A 17,116-nucleotide genomic window follows, 5' to 3' on the forward strand; every position below is an offset into this window, starting at 1 on the left:
GATGGGTAGAGCTCTTGCGAAACCCATCACCTTGGTGAGGCGCAGTTGATGGGTACCGCTTCCGCCTTCGCTCTTCGAGCTACGGCGGACAAGTCGCTCCATCCGTCCTGCGGGCTAACCGGTGCGGCTTCGGCGTAGGCCGGATTGGTCATCTGGTAGAGGCCGACGGCGCTGGAGGCGGGCCGGTAAATCGCGAGGGGATTGAGGCTCAATCGCCAGGGCCGAGCGCGTCATTCAAGCAAGTCGAGAGCGAATTCGCTTGCCTTGCTTCGAGTCCTTTTGCACTCTCTTCGCAAGGAGGCCGACGCATGAAGAAAATGACCGTCACCTGCGCTCTCGGAACGGCCCTGGTGCTGTGCAGCCTTGGGACGTCTGGTGCTGAAGCCCGGGCGCGGAAGGCCCAGGTCGTTGATGAACCACGACAGAGGCTCGTCGTCACGCCGCAAGTGATAAGGCCAACGCCGTGGGATTATTATATTGTTCCACGATATCGTTATCGCCCTGAGGACGACCGGGTCGATCCATACGGCCCGCCCCTGGTGTCGTCGTGGGTCCGCTATGAGGGGTGGCGGTGGCCATACTGGTGGTGAAGAGCGATCACGTTCTCGGGCACGCGGCGATCGGCCAGCGACGGACGCGGGACTGATTAGCGCCTGTAGCCCGGATGGAGCGAAGCGCAATCCGGGAATTGCGCGGCGGGCACCTGTCCCGGATTTCGCTGCGCTCCATCCGGGCTACGCTCGCTCCAAGAGCTAATTGCCATCATCCGCCGCAAGGCGCAGAAATTGACGCTTCATCGCGTTGACCTTGGCGACATAGGCCGCAACGAGGTGATCGCCGCACCGCTCGCCGGCGATCATCTGAAACTTGCGGCGTGCGTAGGCCGTGGCGGGACCTGCGCCGCAGAGATGGATGAAGGCGGCCAGATCCTGCTTCTGCTGCGCGCTTGCCTTCACATCGCCCGCGCGGGCGAGAACATCAGCCACGTTGCGGTCCAGATACACCGATGTCAGCTCGATGGCGTGGCTCGGGATCGCACGGATATACAAGCTGGTGAACCCGCAGCCGGTGTCGGTGACCGCGTTGCCGCGGACACAGAACCGTGCGGCCTCGGCGTAGGCCGCGTCTAGCATCTGGTAGAGGCCGACGGCGCTGGAAGCGGGCCGGTAAATCGCGAGGGGATTGAGGCTCAATCGCCAGCGCCAGTAGGTGCGCGCGACCGGATTGCCTGAACTCTCGACCTGCGCCAGCGCGGCCAGCAATTCGGGCGTGATCGTATCGGTGGAAAGGCTGCGGAAGAGCGGCCCGTATTGCCGCCAAGTCTCGGCCGGCTCCTTGTCGAGGGAGTTGCCGACAAGAAAGAACAACTCGGTCGGCTTGCGGATCACGTGATAGACAATGTTTGTCACCGCCAAGACCGCAAGCAGGATCGTCGCGACACCCGCGATCCGAACCATCCGCGGTGCCCGTGCGAACTTCTTTCGCGCCCACCGAGCGCTCCGCCGGAGGCTGCGAAGGCGAGGGAGGAGGCTCTTGCTTTTCCTTGGCATGGTCTTGCGGGAACGCGTAGCTCGTAGGGGGGTAGCCGAAGGCGTAACCCACCACTGTTTATCAACGGGGAAACGAAAGAGGTGGGTTACACCGAGCGGTCTGCGCTACGCGCAGTCCGCAGGGCTAACCCGCCCTACGGGTTGTCACTGCAATTTCGGATGAGCAAAGCGATATCCGGAACATCGCGGCCGATCGAGTCCTTGCTAGAAATAGCCCGCGTCTATACCCTGCGTTGCAGAAGGGGTAATTTTCCATCAATGGATCGGCTGAAATGACCGTAGTTCAGGACGTAGTGTCGGAGGAAGGTGCGGACCCGAAAATGCCACCGGGAGTGCTGGTCGAAGGCCCGGTGGTCGACGCCAAGTTTCGCGATTCCTATATCTCGTTCGCCATTATGATCGCAGGTTCGATCGCGGCGCTGGTCTGGGCATTCACGCAAGGCATCGGCTGGGTGGAGATTTGGGTCTTCGTCGGCATGTTTTCGCTGTCCACGGTCGGGATCGGGGTCGCCATGCATCGCCTGTTCGTGCACCGGAGCTTTCGCTGCGGTCCGGTCATGCGGGCGTTCTTCGGTGCGATCGCCACGATGGCGGTGCAGGGCTCGGTGCTCAAATGGGTCTCCAATCATCGCCGGCACCATCTTCACGCCGACAAACCCGGGGACGTCCACAGCCCTTACTATGACGGCTTCGGTAACCGCATTGCCTCCTTCGCCAAGGGGATGTCGCATGCGCAAGGCGGCTGGGTGTGGGACCAAGCCACCACCGATGCCGAATACTACGCCAAGGATATTCTGGCCGACCCGATCGCCATGTTCTTCACCAGGACACGCTGGTACTGGTACGCGCTGTCGGCGGTGATCATTCCGGGCGCCATCGGCTATGCGTTTGGCGGCGTGCACGCGATGATCGGCTGCGTCTTGTTCTCCGGCCTGTTCCGCAGCTACCTCATGACCATGGCCACCTCGCTGGTCAACTCGGTCTGCCATAGCGACGGTCGCTTCGGTTACCGTCGCTTCGAGCTCGATGACGGCACGACCAACGAGCTGGTCACCACAATCCTCACCTTCGGTGAAGGACTGCACAACAACCATCATCGGTTTCCGCGGGACGCCTATCTTTCGCACGCCTGGTACGAAATCGACATCAATGGCCTGATTATTCTGGGGCTTGGGAAACTCGGGCTTGTGCACGACATTTTCATTCACCCCGACAACGAACGTTGACGGTCCTGGCCGGGCAGAGTTCGCGAGACCTCTCGACCTGCGCCAGCGCAGCCAGCAATTCGGGCGTGATCGCATCGGTGGAAAGGCTGCGGAAGAGCGGCCCGTATTGCCGCCAAGTCTCGGCCGGCTCCTTGTCGAGCGAGTTGCCGGCAAAGAGGAACGGCTCGGTCGGCTTGCGGATCACGTGATAGAGACGATGTTTGTCAGCGCGACCACCGCAAGCAGGATCGCCACGCCGCCCGCGATCCGAACCATCCGCGGTGCTCGCGCGAACTTCTTTTGCGCCCACCGGATGCGCCGCCGGACGCTGCGAAGGCGAGGGAAGAGAGGCTTGCTCTTTCTTGGCATGGGTCTTGTGGGGGCGCGTAGGATGGGTTTCGCTCTTGTGAAACGCATCACTTGACAGAGTTGATGGGTATCACTTCGCGCCGCCCATCCTACGGGCGTGGCGGGGAATATCACTGCAACGATTCGTCCCTAAGAGTTGAGTGCACTGTCGCCGCAATTCAAATTGGATGGTCCGGCTGGTTTCGGCGGGGCCTTGGCGCTCATGAATAAGCCACTCACGACTCTGGTAAGATGATCGATGAAGCGAGGGCACGACAATGCATCACCGCTCGATCTGTGCGACGCGCTGAGTTGACAGGTGAAAATAACCGTTTCCAGTGTTTATGCGTTCAGTTTTTCCTTCAACCCTGTAGTTGCGATTGTCTTTTACGAATTTGTATACCCACGGAAGATCGTCGCGGAAGAAGACCGTATTTTCCGCGCAACGGACCAACAGTCGATTTAGCGCCACAACCTCTGAGCGGGCGGGGCGACAGATCCTAGTGCGCAGCTTTGCGAAGGAAAAATCGTGCGGCGCACCGGAGAGAGAAGCGTCCGGAAGGATTCGCACCGCCACTGCCGGAGTGAGAGGTACTACCTTGTTGACTGTGCGAGGGTCCTGTCCTTGTTCGAATCCAATCGGAAAATCGCTTGTAAAAAATGGCGTATCAGCATGCTCGTTGAGCAAGATATCCCAACGCGAGTTACCGAAGATCGAGAGCCAGCTTAAGATGGATTGAACGGCGAGCGCCTGCGGAAACATTGGGTCAATATCGATCGCCACGGCGCCTTTTGACATCATCTCCGAAAAGCTTTTGTATCCAAGAGACGGTGGCGGAGCATCGATCTTGCCCTGCGATTCTAAGATGTCCGCTGTGGTCTGGACCGATGCCCTGAGCGGATCCGAAGAGAAGCGCATTGAGGCGGGCGAGCAGGCTAAGACGTAAGCGGCGAACCCCGCAATCGCGACTACCGCCATCTGATCGCAACCGTTTTTGCGCACCAACTCAACCGGTCGATTGTAGTTCGGCTCGACGCTTTTCAAGAATATTTCGATTGCCCGACTCTCAGTCAAATATGGGTTAGTGTTTCCCTCGTCGATCCGGCAGACATCTTGTGATCTTGGCTCGAACGTCTTCAGATCCGACTTGCGCATAGCGTAGAGCCTGTCAATTTTGGGAGAATAGAAGTTTCTTAGATGAACTTGCGAGATGTAGTGATCGAGGGCCATCCTAATCGATCCTCTAGCGCCTCAAACAGACCGCAGAAGGCTAAGTAGCGCAGCAGGTGGGGCGCCGACGGCCCCGGCGACGTTCTCCAACGAGAATCGAGTTCAACTTGCCCCTCAGACCTTTGTTTTGGGTGATCTCATTTGTCCCAAACGACGAAGAATAAAGACCAGCGCGAGAGAAATCGCGACAACCGCCACAGCGATTTGACCGATAAAATATAAACGCTCTTTCTGGCGGGCTTTTCGCTGAGCCTCCTCGATTACAGAAAGGAACATTTCTGGCGTCGGATGGAGACGATCGGTCACGGCTGGCAAGATCTTCCTGACTACATCGATCGTCCCAATAGTATCATTTTGGTCACCATAGCGAAGGCGAACGGTGAAGCGCAATTCGAGTCCGGGCGTCAAGCTATCCGATTTGCCATCGGTCGCTCCGGCCAAGACTCCGCTAAGTTTCGCAGTGCCTTTCGGAACAATTGTGCCCATCGATTGGAGGTCAAGCGTAGATGATAGTTTCTCCAAGCTTTGTTGACGGCTGGAGAGATACAGTTCGCCTGCTTCGAGGGAATGCTCGACCCTCATGCTCAGCGGCACGATGTTTGTTTCGGATCGGTTGATTATCGAAAGAGTGAAGGTCGCAGCAGAAGCGTTGCGTGGGCTAATCTGCAGATCGACGGCAGGTTGCTTCTCTTGGATCTCGCGCATCTCTTTAGCGACACTGAAATCGTAGGAGAGCTTCGAGATATAGAGGCTGCCCAAGGAAACGACAAATGCGACCGTCGACAGTGCAGCACCGTAGGAGGCTAGCGAGATTCGTTTCAAGGGCGGCAACCTAATCTTTATTTCCGCGGAAATTCATCTCGGCTCTGATACGTCCGATAGCAAAGCACACCGCACCCGATAATAGAGAACCGTGACCGCCAAATAGGTGACGATGCTTTCGGAAAGAGAGTGCATTCGGCCGGTGAAAAACTGGGCGCGGACGAACGTAATGATCATCCCCGGAACCACAAAGGCCAGCACCAGGTAGACCGATTCGACGCTCTTCAGGTCGGGCATTTGTCCATCCACCTTCGATGCGAGATTCACGGTTCGTTCGTTTTGGTGCTTTCGCGGCGAAGCCGAAGCTCGCCGCGAAATCTCTCGTTTTTGTCGGATCCCAGCCCCGATCTCGGCCAAGTGCTGCGCCTTTGTGGTTCGCTACAACACTTGGGACACGCTTATCGCGCCTGAATCACCTGTTTAGAGGCCGTAGGGATATTCTTCGGCGCCGATCCAGGCAGGGTACCTCCGAATTGTTAACTGCACCCCGTCGTGCTGCCGCACGTATCGCACTTCATGCAGGTGCCATTCCGCACCAGCGTGAAGTTGCCGCACTCTGAGCACATCTCGCCTTCGTAGCCCTTGGCTTTGGCTTCCGCGCGGCGCTCGGCCTTGGTTGGCACTAGCGTTTGCGCGGTGCCGGCCTTGCTCCACTGGAGAGCCTCGAGCTTCTCGGTGGGCGAGAGGTCGTGGGCCGCTTCCTGCTTCAGGGCGACGGCGCCTTCCACCGCATCGCCGGCGCGGGCCGAGGCACCGTGCGAGGCGAGGGCGGTGACCTTGCTGCCGCCGGCGGGGGCACTGTCGTTGCCGGAGGCGACTGCGGTCGAGCCGCCGCGCATCACGACGAGGTTGTCGGTGCGGGAACGGGTGAGGCCGCGCGAGACCAGCTTGGTCGCGTGGTGGCCGCCCTCGTCGTCCGGCTCCTTGCCTTCCTCGACGCCCTTGCCGAGTGCGTCGAAGCCCGTCTCGTTGGGATCGACGTGGGCGAGGTCGAAGCGGCTGAGGTAGCTCACCGCCAGCTCGCGGAAGACGTAGTCGAGGATCGAGGTCGCGTACTTGATGCTGTCGTTGCCCTGCACGGGCCCCGCTGGCTCGAAGCGGGTGAAGGTGAAGGCGTCGACATATTCATCGAGCGGCACGCCGTACTGCAGACCGAGCGAGACGGCGATGGCGAAGTTGTTGATGAAGGAGCGGAGCGCCGCGCCTTCCTTGTGCATGTCGATGAAGATCTCGCCGAGACGGCCATCGTCATACTCGCCGGTGCGCAGGTAGACCTTGTGGCCGCCGACGACCGCCTTCTGGGTGTAACCCTTGCGGCGATCCGGCATCTTCTCGCGCTCGCGCATCACGATGATGCGCTCGACGAGTTTTTCGACGATCTTCTCGGAGACCTGGGCGGCGCGCGCCGCCATCGGCTTCTCGTAGATCTGCTCGACCGCATCGTCCTCGTCCTCATCATCGCTGATGAGCTGCGAGTTGAGCGGCTGGGACAGCTTCGAGCCGTCGCGATAGAGCGCGTTGGCCTTCAGCGCCAGCTTCCACGACAGCATGTAGGCGGACTTGCAGTCCTCCACCGTGGCGTCGTTCGGCATGTTGATGGTCTTGGAGATCGCACCCGAGATGAAGGGCTGCGCCGCCGCCATCATGCGGATGTGGCTCTCGACCGACAGATAGCGCTTGCCAATCTTGCCGCAGGGGTTGGCACAGTCGAACACCGGATAGTGCTCAGGCCTAAGGTGCGGGGCGCCTTCAACCGTCATCGCGCCGCAGATGTGGACGTTGGCCGCCTCGATCTCGCGCTTGGTGAAGCCGACGGCCTGAAGCAGGTCGAAGCCGGGGGCCGCGATCGCCTCGGAACCGATGCCGAGCTGGTCGCGGATGAAGTCCTCGCCAAAAGTCCACTTGTTGAAGGCGAACTTGATGTCGAAGGCGGTCGGAAGCGCCTTCTCGACCTTGGCAATGGCTTCGTCGGTGAAGCCCTTGGCCTTCAGCGTCGAGGCGTTGATCCCCGGCGCGTTCGACAGCGAGCCGTGGCCGACGGCGTAGGCCTCGATCTCCGCGATCTCGCTCTCGCGATAGCCGAGCGCGCGCAGCGCTTCGGGGACCGCGCGGTTGATGATCTTGAAGTAGCCGCCGCCGGCGAGCTTCTTGAACTTCACCAGGGCGAAGTCGGGCTCGATGCCGGTGGTGTCGCAATCCATGACCAGGCCGATCGTGCCGGTCGGCGCGATGACCGTGGTCTGGGCGTTGCGATAGCCGTGCTTCTCGCCGAGCTCGAGCGCCGCATCCCAGGCCGCTTGCGCATGCGCGATCAGGTCCTTTTGCGGGCAGGAGGCGTGGTCGAGCGGCACCGGGTTGACCGAGAGCGCCTCGTAGCCGGAGGCCTCGCCATGCGCGGCGCGGCGGTGGTTGCGGATCACGCGCAGCATGTGCTGGGCGTTCTTCTTGTAGCCCGGGAAGGTGCCGAGCTCGCCCGCGATCTCCGCCGAGGTCTTGTAGGTGATGCCGGTCATGACCGCGGTCAGCGCGCCGCACAGCGCGCGGCCTTCCTTGCTGTCATAGGACAGGCCCATGGTCATCAGGAGGCCGCCGATGTTGGCGTAGCCGAGGCCGAGCGTGCGGAACTCGTAGGAGAGCTCGGCGATCGCCTTCGAGGGGAACTGCGCCATCATCACGGAGATTTCGAGCACCAAGGTCCAGAGCCGGCAAAGATGCTCGTAACCCTCGACGTCGAAGTGCTTGGTCGTGGTGTTGTAGAACGTCAGCAGGTTCGCGGAGGCGAGGTTGCACGCCGTGTCGTCCAGGAACATGTATTCCGAGCACGGATTGGACGCGCGGATGTCGCCGGACGCCTTGCAGGTGTGCCAGTCGTTCATCGTGGTGTTGAAGTGCAGGCCCGGGTCGGCCGACGCCCAGGCGGCGTAGCCGATCTTCTCCCAGAGGTCGCGTGCCTTCAGCGTCTTCGTCACCTTCTTGGAGGTGCGGGCGGTCAGGTTCCAGTCGCCGTCGGTCTCGACCGCACGGAGGAAGTCGTCCTTCAGCGAGACCGAGTTGTTGGAGTTCTGCCCCGAAACCGTGAGGTAGGCTTCCGAATCCCAGTCGGTGTCGTAGGTGTCGAACTGGATGTCCTTGTAGCCCTGCTTGGCGAACTGGATCACCCGCTTGATGTAGTTGTCGGGCACGAGGCCGCGGCGCGCGAGCTTGATCTCGCGGCGCAGGGCAGGGTTCTTCTCGGGGTCGAAGCAGTCGTCGCCCGAGCCCTCGCAGTTCACGCAGGCCTTCAGCACCGCCTTGAGGTGCTTCTGGTTGATCTTGGAGCCGGTGACGAGGGCGGCGACCTTCTGCTCCTCCTTCACCTTCCAGTCGATATAGGTCTCGATGTCGGGGTGATCGACGTCGACCACGACCATCTTGGCCGCGCGGCGCGTGGTGCCGCCCGACTTGATCGCGCCCGCGGCGCGGTCGCCGATCTTGAGGAAGCTCATCAGGCCGGACGAGCGGCCGCCGCCGGAGAGCTTCTCGCCTTCGCCGCGCAGGCGCGAGAAGTTCGAGCCGGTGCCCGAGCCGTATTTGAACAGGCGCGCCTCGCGGACCCAGAGGTCCATGATGCCGCCCTCGTTGACGAGGTCGTCACCCACGCCCTGGATGAAGCAGGCGTGCGGCTGCGGGTGCTCGTAGGCCGACTTCGACTTGGTCAGCTTGCCGGTGAAGGGGTCGACGTAATAGTGGCCCTGGCCGGGGCCGTCGATGCCATAGGCCCAGTGCAGGCCGGTGTTGAACCATTGCGGCGAGTTCGGCGCGACCATCTGCATGGCGAGCATGTAGCGGAGCTCGTCATAGAAGGCCTGGGCGTCTTCGTCGTTGGTGAAGTAGCCGCCCTTCCAGCCCCAATAGGTCCAGCAGCCGGCGAGGCGGTCGAACACCTGCTTGGCCGAGAGCTCGCTGACATAGCGCTCCTTCTCGGGCAGTGCGGCAAGCGCCTCGGTGTCGGGCACGGAGCGCCACAGGAAGGAGGGGACGGACTCCTCCTCGACCTTCTTCAGGCGCGCGGCAACGCCGGCTTTGCGGAAATATTTCTGCGCGAGCACGTCGGAGGCGACCTGCGACCATTCGGTCGGCACTTCGACGTTGTCGAGTTTGAACACGACCGAGCCGTCGGGATTCCTGATCTCCGACGTGGTCAGCCGGAATTCGATCCCGGCGTAAGGTGACTGTCCTTGTGTGGTGTGGCGCCGCTCAATCCGCATCGTCTTGCCCCGTCCTTATTTTGACCGGACCGCCTGCCGTTCAGGCGTGCCGGGTCGTCATTTCTCTTTCGCGATTCCTCCCGGGCCGGTCCGGCCTAAAGGCTTCGCAGTTCAGCCGGTGGGAATCCGGCCCAGTTTCTCCCGACGCGATGGTTCGGTGCGCGCACCTCACATCCGCCGGCATGTCCAGGCCCATCCGCCCCAAAGGGATGTGCCCGACATGCGTTCAACGCCCCAACGCCACATCTTCTACCGATGCCATCCGAACCTGTTGCCGGCCCGTTCTGGCGCCCGAAAAGTCCGCGTTCGAAGGGCAGACACGCCCTTCCCCCGCTGCCTTCGTCTGGCCGGCGGAGTGGTTATTTGCGAGACCCTTTGGGGGAGTGCCGGCGGGACGCAAACTCACTCGCGCCGAACGGACCGAAAGCTAGGACTCTCCGTCGCGCCCGTCAAGAACTAGTGCGAGTTCCTGAATCAAATACTAAATATGGTGGAAAGCGGGGGATAACAGGGGAGCCGGCCGCGCCTGTTGTGGAGGCAAGTATCAGTGAGTCCTCAGGGATTCCCAACCGAAAAAATTTCGCTCTGGTGTGGATGCAGAGGCTTCGTCCCGCTGTTCACAGGGCTTGTATATTTTTTGGCGATGGGATTGCGTCAGCAAGATTCACGTAAGCTTACGGAACGTTGGGGCAGGTATGCCCGCCGAGGTGGTGGTGCAGGGGCCGAATCCGCGCCAAGTTGACCCGGTTTCTGCCGGGTACCCCACATGCTTGATTCGACTCGACCGGTGCTGCGGCCGCGCATCGCCCCGGCCGGCCTGATGTTCCTCGCCATCACCTCGATCGGCTGGGGTTTCAATTGGCCGGTGACGAAATTCCTGCTCGGCGAGCTGCCGCCGCTGACCCTGCGCGGGGTGACGGGCGTATTGGGGGCGGTGCTGCTGGCGGCTCTCGCCCTGGTCCGCGGCGACAGTCTCAAGGTCGCGCGCGAGATCTGGCCGCGGCTGCTGCTCGCCGGGCTCCTCAACGTCACCGGCTGGATGGTCCTGATGGGGCTTGCGCTGCTCTGGCTGCCGGCCAGCGAGGCGGCGCTGATCGCCTATACGATGCCGATCTGGGCCTCGCTCATCGCCTGGCCAGTGCTCGGCGAGCGGCCGACGGTGCTGCGCACCATCGCGCTGGTGATGGCCTTTGCCGGCCTTGCCTCGATCATGGGCGGCAACGGCTTTGCCGCCAGCGAAGCTAAGCTCCCCGGCATCGTCATGGCCCTGGTCGGCGCCGCCGGCTTCGCGCTCGGCACGGTGCTCTTGAAGAAATACCCCATCCGCCTGCCGCCGATCACGGCGGCGGCCTGGCAGATCGGGGTCGGCTGCCTGCCGGTTGCCATCGCCGGTCTTCTCTTCGAGACCACGCATCTTTCGCTGGTGACGCCGGTCGGCTGGGCGCTGCTGGTCTATTCCACCGTGGTGCAGTTCTGCATCGCCTATGTCAGCTGGTTCGCTGCGCTCTCGCGCCTGCCGGCCTCGGTCGCCGCGATCGGTACCATGGCGGTGCCGGTGATCGGCGTCGTGGCCTCGGCGATCGCGCTCGGCGAGCCGCTCGGCCCGGGCCAGATCGCCGCGCTGATCTTCACGCTCGCCGGCGTCGTGCTGGCGACGCGGGGCTGAACTTTTCACGCCGCTGCGCATGGCGTTTGCGGACTGGATGGGTTGAACAGCGCGGCAGCGAATTGCGCAGTGTGAACGGCCGGCGCATGCTGAAGCTCAGCAATGCGTTTGCCGCAAACAACAAACGAAGCGTGGGCCTGTCCGTCTCAGTCGAGCAGCAAATACACGTGCCAGCCGCAGCCCGATGCTCTTGATATCGTTGCCTCCGACTACCATGTGCCGCTTGTAACGCGATCATCGACGCTGTTCGGGTTTGCCTTTGGTTCGTCGATGGTCGTGCATGGCTACCCGAAAAGGAGGGGGCCATGTTGCGATGTATCCGCCTGGCGGTGATTGCCCTGGTTCTTGCGCCGATCGCGAGCGCAGCCGCCGCAGCTCAGCCTTGCGCCTCCCGGTCCGACGTGATCCCCTTGCTCAAGAGCATTTTCGGCGAACTCGAGACCGGCCTGGGATTGTCCAATAAAGGTCATGTGGTCGAGATATTCGTTTCGCCGGCGGGCACTTGGACGATCCTGCTGTCGCGGCCCGACGGCCTGTCCTGCATTGTCGATGAAGGCGAAGCCTGGACGTTGATCGGCAGCCCTTCACGCGACGCGCGCCACCTGCAGCTGCATGCAGACTGAGTAGCGTCACACATCCTCTCAGCCCGCTGCCGCGCCACCGTTGAGCGCCAGCCGGATCATCTCCGCGAGCTGGTTACGGCGGTAGGGTTTCGTCAGCAGCATGACGCCGTCGTCGAGCTTGCCCTGGTGCACGATCGCATTGTCGGTATAGCCGGAGGTGTAGAGCACCTTCAGCCCGGGGCGGATCTTTGCCGCCTTCTCCGCAAGCTCGCGTCCGCTGATGCCGCCGGGGATGACGATGTCGGTGAACAGGAGATCGAAGGCTTCGCCGGCCTCGATCAATTGCAGCGCGGCCTTGCTGTCGGCGGCCGCGATGGTCCGGTAGCCGAGGCTCTGCAGCTGCGCGGTGACGAAGTTGCGCACCAGCGAGTCATCCTCGACGACCAGAATGGTCTCGATGCCACCCGCGGCCGCCGGCGCGGCGAGAGCGGCCGCTTCAGCGGTGCCTTCACCCGGCGGCAGATAGAGCTTGATCGTCGTGCCGTGGCCTTCCTCGCTGTAGATCTTGATGTGACCGCCGGACTGCTTGACGAAGCCATAGACCATGGAGAGGCCGAGGCCCGAGCCCCTGCCGACTTCCTTGGTGGTGAAGAAGGGCTCGAACGCCTTCTCCTGCACGTCGGGCGGCATGCCGGTGCCGTTGTCGCTGACCGCGAGCATCACGTAATCGCCGGGCCGCACGTCCGGATTGGCGTGCGCATAGGCCTCGTCCAGCACCGCCCGGTGGGTCTCGAGCAGGAGCTTGCCGCCGTTCGGCATGGCGTCGCGGGCGTTGATCGCCATGTTGAGCACGGCATTGGTGAGCCGCGACGGATCGATGTGCGAGGTCATCGGCCCTTGTTCCAGAGCGGTTTCGATCTGGATCTGCTCGCCGAGGGTAGGGCGCAACAGCTTTGCGATGTCGGTGATCGCGGCGTTGATCTCGACGTCGCGCGGCTTGAGCGGCTGCTTGCGCGCAAAGGCGAGCAGATGCTGGATCAGCTCGGCGCAGCGATCGGCGGCATCGTCGATCAGGCGCGCCACGCGCTGGAGCTCGGGCTGCTCCTTCAGGCTTGTCACCAGCGTCTCGGTATTGCCGCTGATCACCGTCAGCATGTTGTTGAAGTCGTGCGCGACACCACCGGTGAGCTTGCCGATGGCATCCAGCTTCTGCGACTGGTGCAGTTGCCGCTCGGTCTCGCGCGAGGTGGTGGCGTCGTGATAGACCAGCACCGCGCCGGAGATATTGCCTTGCCCATCATGCATCGGCCGGCCGCTGATCATGAGATGCCGGGGAGGATCGCCGCTGTGCGGGCGGACGATCATCTCCAGCTCTTCGAAGGCATCGCCGCTCAGCACGCGCGTCGACGGCAGCTCCTCAGCCTTGAGCGGCGTGACGCCGTCGCCATGGAAGACGTCGGACAAGGCGCGCAGGTTGCGCAGGTTCATGCCGGCGCGATGCAACAGGATGCGCTCGGCAGCCGGATTGGACAAAAGGACGTCGAGTTCGTTGTCGATGACCAGCACCGCCTCCGCCATGCTGCGGAACGTGCTCTGGAGCACGTTGACGGAGAGGCGAAGCTCGTCATGGGCGGTGACGAGATGTTCGGTGCGCTCGGCGACCGCGGCCTCCAGCATCTCCTTGGCGGCCTGCGTTTCGTGCAGCGAGCTCTGGAGCGCCACCTGACTGCGCCGGGTCTCGCGTAGCAGAAGCGCGACCAGGAGCAGGATCAGCATGGCGCCGGCGACGTCGATGCCGAGCAGCACGATGCCGGTGCGGCGCGAATCCGAGGTGCGCGCGGCGAGCAGCGTGTCCTCCTGCGCGCTCAGTTGGTCGAGATTGGCCATCACGGTTTCCATGAGGCCACGGCCTTCGGCCTTGCCCTGGAGCGCGGCAATGCCGGCCCCGTCGTTTTCGGCGCGCAGCCGCATCGCCTCGGCCGCGATATCGAGCCGGCGCTGGGCCAACCGCTCGGTGCCCTCGAGCAGCGTGACCTGGTCGGGATTGTCGCGGACGGCGCGCTTGAGGTCGGCCAGCGCCGGCGCGATCTGGCTGCGTGCGGCCTGGAATTCGTCGCTGAAGCTTGGGGTGCGGTAGATCTCGTAGCCGCGCGCGGCGCTCTCGGCGCGGCGGATCTCGACGCGCAGGTCCGAGATCTTCTTCAAGACCTCGATGATGTGATTGACCCAGGCGGCATCGGACCGCGACTTGACGTCCAGTCCGATGGAGGCGGCGGTGATGATCAGGAGGATGGCAAGTCCGGCACCGAGAATGACGCGCTGCGAGGGGATCAAGGGGCTTCTTTCTTGTCCTGCAGCGGTGCGCTCGCGCCTGGGCCGGCGAGGCATTCTCTGATGGTGGTCAGCAGCGCGTCCGGCGTGAACGGCTTGCGCAGGCAGCGCATTGCGCCGAGCTCCAGCGCCATGCGCAAGAAATCGGGGGAGGGCGAGGCGGATGAGGCGAAGGCATAGCCGGACATCGCGATCAGCGGAATCGCCGGCGCGCGCTCGTGAAAGATGCGGATGGATTCGAAGCCGCGCATGTGCGGCATGAAGATGTCGACCAGCATGACGTCAAACGTCTGCGCCTCGAGCGCAGCAAGCCCCGTTTCTCCGCCGTCGGTCAGCGTGACGTCGAAGCCCTGACGTTGGAGGAGGACCTCGATGGTCGCGCCGACCATCGGATCGTCATCAACCACGAGGATACGCGGCATGACATTTCCCAGTAAATCGAAGTCCCCACAGCGGTTGGTGATATAGGCGAATCGTGCACCGGGTCAATTTTGGATTGGATCAGGGTAGATATGCACGGTGCAGTGAATAAAGGTCCCTCTGCAGTGGCGTGCACGAAGCGTCGCGGGGAGATACACGTGTCGCGCGTGAAAAAGGCGCCGCATTGCTACGACGCCTTTTCACGTTCAAGCGATCTTGATGCGCTTACGGACAGGGATGACGCTGGCCGTCATAACCCAGATACGTCCCCGACGCAGGATCGTAGGACCTGTAGCGCTGGGCGCAGTAGGCTGCGGAGTCATCGCCCGTGTCCGGCACCACGGCGACCGACGGACCCTCGTCGTAATAACTGTCGTCGTAGTAGTAGGGGTCGTCGTAGTACCCGCCGCCGTAATAGGCGTATGAGCCCAGGGCGCCGATGGTCGCACCTGCCGCCACGCCCGGCCAGAAGCCGCCACGATGGCGCCAGCCGCCGCCGCGCCAGTTGCCTCCGCGCCAGTTGTTGCCCGCGACTGCGAAGCTGCGGTCACCGCCGCTGAAGGACGGCGAGACGCCACCTGGACGCACCGCGCCTCCGGCTGCAAAGCTGCGGCCGGCGCCAGCATTGAAGGACGGCGAGGCGCCACCTGGACGCATCGCGGCACCGGCTGCAAAGTTGCCGCCACCACCGCGGAACGCGGCGCCGCCACCGCCGGCGAAGTGACCGCCGCCACCGCCACCGCCGCCAATGTGGCCGACGCCACCACCGCCGTGGCCGCCGCGGCCCTGTGCGAAGCTTGCGGTCGGCGTCGTCATCGGCAGAACCAGCGCCAGCGCTGCGACCGCGCCCAAAACTCTCAGACTATTCATGTTCAACTCCTTTTCCCGGAAGCAAACCCCTGGAAAGAGCGCTGGTTCCCCGGATCACGCCGGTTTGCGTGCGGAGCAGAGCCTCCCATGTGGCCGCTGTATCCCGCATGAATGGATCAAGTCCGCTTTGCGGGACCCGCCGTGCCGACGCCGCCGCATTTCTGTGGGGCGCAGCCGCGCCTGCCGAACTGGACATTTTGTCGTCCGGATGGCATCACGGCCCCACGAAGCAGGGCCCTTGCCGCATGAAACAGTTCTTTCTCAAGCTCTTCACCTGGTGGAACGGCCAGACATTTGGCACGCAACTCTGGACCTGGCGGTTCGGGGAGCTGGTCGGCCAGGACGAGCAGGGCAACCGCTACTATCGCACCCGCGGCGGGGCGATCGATCCGACGCTCGGATTCGAGCGGCGCTGGGTGATCTATAACGGCTATGCCGAAGCGAGCCGCGTGCCGCCGGACTGGCATGGCTGGTTGCATCACGTCGTCGACGTGCCGCCGACGGAGCTCAACTATCAGCCGCGCGAGTGGGAAAAGCCGCACCAGCCGAACCTGACCGGCACGCCCAGGGCCTACCGGCCCGCTGGCTCGACGCTCGCCAGCGGCAAGCGGCCGAAGGCGACCGGCGATTACCAGCCCTGGACGCCCGGCTAACCGCCGCGCGACTCTTCATCACTGCAATTGGATGCATCCGCATCCGCCCCACCCCGCTGTGGACAACGGGAACAGCGGGGATGCCGTTTGCGTGTCCGTTGCGTTGACGCCAGCGATGCGGCCTAATGCACCCATCTTACGGAGATGGGAGACCATCGCGTTCGGTTCGGGTCACAGTTCGCGACTGTCCCGATATGCAGCGGCCGCCGAGCAGGACTCGATCGGGAGATAGGCCCCCGGTCTGGAAGTTCCGAAATCGCCCGATGGAATGTGCAGCCGCCGTAAGACAGGAAAGGCCGCTTGGGAAACCGAGCGGCCTTTTTCTTTGACTGCGTAGCGTCGGCGGGCTCGCGCTTCAGTCGTAGCGCACCTTCGGAAAGAAGTCGCCGCGACCTTCAGGCGTCATGTCGAGCAGGCCCCAGAGCGGGTCGACCAGATCGCCCGCGCGATGATGCTGCTTCGGCGCAGGCGGCGCGAAGCTCATCTCCGAGCCCCAGAAGTGCCGGATCTTGCCGTTCGCCTTCTTGAAGACGTTGAAGATCGTCTCGTCCCAGTTCTGTCCGTCCGGAACGTGATGCTGCGTGCGCATTCCCTTCGAGAATTTTGACGTGTCGCCGAAGTAGTCGGCATCGTAGCTGTTGCCGGAAGTGGAGAGCAGCGACAGATGCTCCCAGCCGCGTTCGTGGGCCCAGGCGGCAAGACGCGCGATCGGCGATTTCGCCACGATATGGAGGGCGGCACGCTTGCCGACATGCCGCGCGGCGCCGTCGAGCCCGTCGAGCAGATGGGTGCAGCCGGGGCAGGGCAGCTCCCGCTCCGGCCCATACATGAAGCTGTACAGGATCAGCGTATCGTGCGGACCGAACAGCTCCGACATCCTCACTTGTTCCGGCATGCTCGTCTTGCCGATGCGCTCGAAGATGTAATCCTGCGGCACCTCGCCGCCGAGCGGCAGCGCGCGGCGCTTTGCGGCCACGGCCTCGATCTGCGCCCGAAGGGCCATCTCCTCGTCAAGCAACGCGTTTCGCGCGGTGCGATAGTCGGCGGTTTCATTGGGGTAGTGGAGATGCTCCATGCTTGCTCTCCCGGATGCTGTGGATTTTGTGCGGGCTTAACTCGTCCCCCAAAACCTCAGTTCCGCCCCTTGCGTGGAATGCCTACTGCCTACATCACCCGCGCAGCCGCGCGCTCGACCGCCGCGATGCGGCGG

The 17,116-nt window shown here is 63.0% G+C and carries 14 protein-coding genes and 1 pseudogene; 4 read left to right on the plus strand and 11 right to left on the minus strand.

All coding sequences use genetic code 11. The features are described 5' to 3' along the window. Window positions 1–122: 122 nt before the first annotated feature. Both AYJ54_RS52795 and AYJ54_RS27005 read right to left on the minus strand, forming a co-directional pair. Window positions 123–218, minus strand: a pseudogene (locus tag AYJ54_RS52795) (lytic transglycosylase domain-containing protein); the annotation flags it as partial. Window positions 219–752: 534 nt separating this feature from the next. Next, a complete protein-coding gene (locus tag AYJ54_RS27005; protein ID WP_063703693.1) occupies window positions 753–1,550 on the minus strand; it encodes a transglycosylase SLT domain-containing protein in 798 nt (265 codons plus the stop codon). Between the two features lie 272 nt (window positions 1,551–1,822). Between AYJ54_RS27005 and AYJ54_RS27010 the strand changes: the two genes are divergently transcribed. Beyond that, window positions 1,823–2,776 carry an acyl-CoA desaturase gene (locus AYJ54_RS27010; protein WP_063703695.1) on the plus strand — a complete coding sequence of 318 codons (954 nt, stop codon included), beginning with the start codon at window positions 1,823–1,825 and terminating at the stop codon, window positions 2,774–2,776. Here the strand turns inward: AYJ54_RS27010 and AYJ54_RS27015 are convergent. From AYJ54_RS27015 to AYJ54_RS27035, 5 genes are all read right to left on the minus strand, one after another. After that, a complete protein-coding gene (locus AYJ54_RS27015; RefSeq protein ID WP_347337232.1) occupies window positions 2,751–3,065 on the minus strand; it encodes a hypothetical protein in 315 nt (104 codons plus the stop codon). The two genes, AYJ54_RS27010 and AYJ54_RS27015, sit on opposite strands and share 26 nt — an antisense overlap. Before the next feature lie 321 nt (window positions 3,066–3,386). Further along, window positions 3,387–4,334, minus strand: a complete 948-nt coding sequence (locus tag AYJ54_RS27020) for a DUF4238 domain-containing protein (protein WP_063703696.1) — start codon at window positions 4,332–4,334, stop codon at window positions 3,387–3,389. Window positions 4,335–4,448: 114 nt separating this feature from the next. Beyond that, window positions 4,449–5,156: a hypothetical protein gene (locus tag AYJ54_RS27025; RefSeq protein WP_063703698.1), complete on the minus strand. Its 708-nt coding sequence runs from the start codon at window positions 5,154–5,156 to the stop codon at window positions 4,449–4,451. Between the two features lie 33 nt (window positions 5,157–5,189). Next, window positions 5,190–5,393 (minus strand): DUF6338 family protein, encoded by a 204-nt coding sequence (locus tag AYJ54_RS27030; protein WP_063703700.1) that lies wholly within the window; start codon window positions 5,391–5,393, stop codon window positions 5,190–5,192. 239 nt (window positions 5,394–5,632) lie between these two features. Then, window positions 5,633–9,403, minus strand: a complete 3,771-nt coding sequence (locus AYJ54_RS27035) for a vitamin B12-dependent ribonucleotide reductase (RefSeq protein ID WP_063703702.1) — start codon at window positions 9,401–9,403, stop codon at window positions 5,633–5,635. A gap of 766 nt (window positions 9,404–10,169) precedes the next feature. Between AYJ54_RS27035 and AYJ54_RS27040 the strand changes: the two genes are divergently transcribed. Together AYJ54_RS27040 and AYJ54_RS27045 are read left to right on the plus strand one after the other, a co-directional pair. Further along, window positions 10,170–11,069: a DMT family transporter gene (locus AYJ54_RS27040; RefSeq protein WP_063703704.1), complete on the plus strand. Its 900-nt coding sequence runs from the start codon at window positions 10,170–10,172 to the stop codon at window positions 11,067–11,069. 305 nt (window positions 11,070–11,374) lie between these two features. Continuing rightward, entirely contained in the window at window positions 11,375–11,692 is a 318-nt protein-coding gene (locus AYJ54_RS27045) for a hypothetical protein (protein ID WP_063703706.1), read from the plus strand. 18 nt (window positions 11,693–11,710) lie between these two features. Here AYJ54_RS27045 and AYJ54_RS27050 read toward each other — a convergent pair whose 3' ends face one another. The 3 genes from AYJ54_RS27050 to AYJ54_RS27060 form a co-directional block, all read right to left on the minus strand. Beyond that, entirely contained in the window at window positions 11,711–13,966 is a 2,256-nt protein-coding gene (locus AYJ54_RS27050; protein WP_063703707.1) for a CHASE3 domain-containing protein, read from the minus strand. Then, window positions 13,963–14,385, minus strand: a complete 423-nt coding sequence (locus tag AYJ54_RS27055; RefSeq protein WP_063703709.1) for a response regulator — start codon at window positions 14,383–14,385, stop codon at window positions 13,963–13,965. The genes AYJ54_RS27050 and AYJ54_RS27055 overlap by 4 nt, the downstream gene beginning before the upstream one ends. Window positions 14,386–14,608: 223 nt before the next feature. Continuing rightward, window positions 14,609–15,253, minus strand: a complete 645-nt coding sequence (locus AYJ54_RS27060) for a BA14K family protein (protein WP_063703711.1) — start codon at window positions 15,251–15,253, stop codon at window positions 14,609–14,611. Window positions 15,254–15,498: 245 nt separating this feature from the next. Here AYJ54_RS27060 and AYJ54_RS27065 point away from each other — a divergent pair, with 245 nt between their 5' ends. Further along, the gene (locus AYJ54_RS27065) at window positions 15,499–15,906 is read left to right on the plus strand and encodes an NADH:ubiquinone oxidoreductase subunit NDUFA12 (RefSeq protein WP_063703713.1); all 408 of its coding nucleotides are present in this window, start codon (window positions 15,499–15,501) and stop codon (window positions 15,904–15,906) included. Window positions 15,907–16,261: 355 nt separating this feature from the next. Here AYJ54_RS27065 and AYJ54_RS27070 read toward each other — a convergent pair whose 3' ends face one another. Then, the gene (locus AYJ54_RS27070) at window positions 16,262–16,981 is read right to left on the minus strand and encodes a DUF899 family protein (RefSeq protein ID WP_063703715.1); all 720 of its coding nucleotides are present in this window, start codon (window positions 16,979–16,981) and stop codon (window positions 16,262–16,264) included. Window positions 16,982–17,116: the final 135 nt, after the last annotated feature.

This window comes from Bradyrhizobium centrolobii (genome assembly GCF_001641635.1).
Classification (GTDB): domain Bacteria; phylum Pseudomonadota; class Alphaproteobacteria; order Rhizobiales; family Xanthobacteraceae; genus Bradyrhizobium; species Bradyrhizobium centrolobii.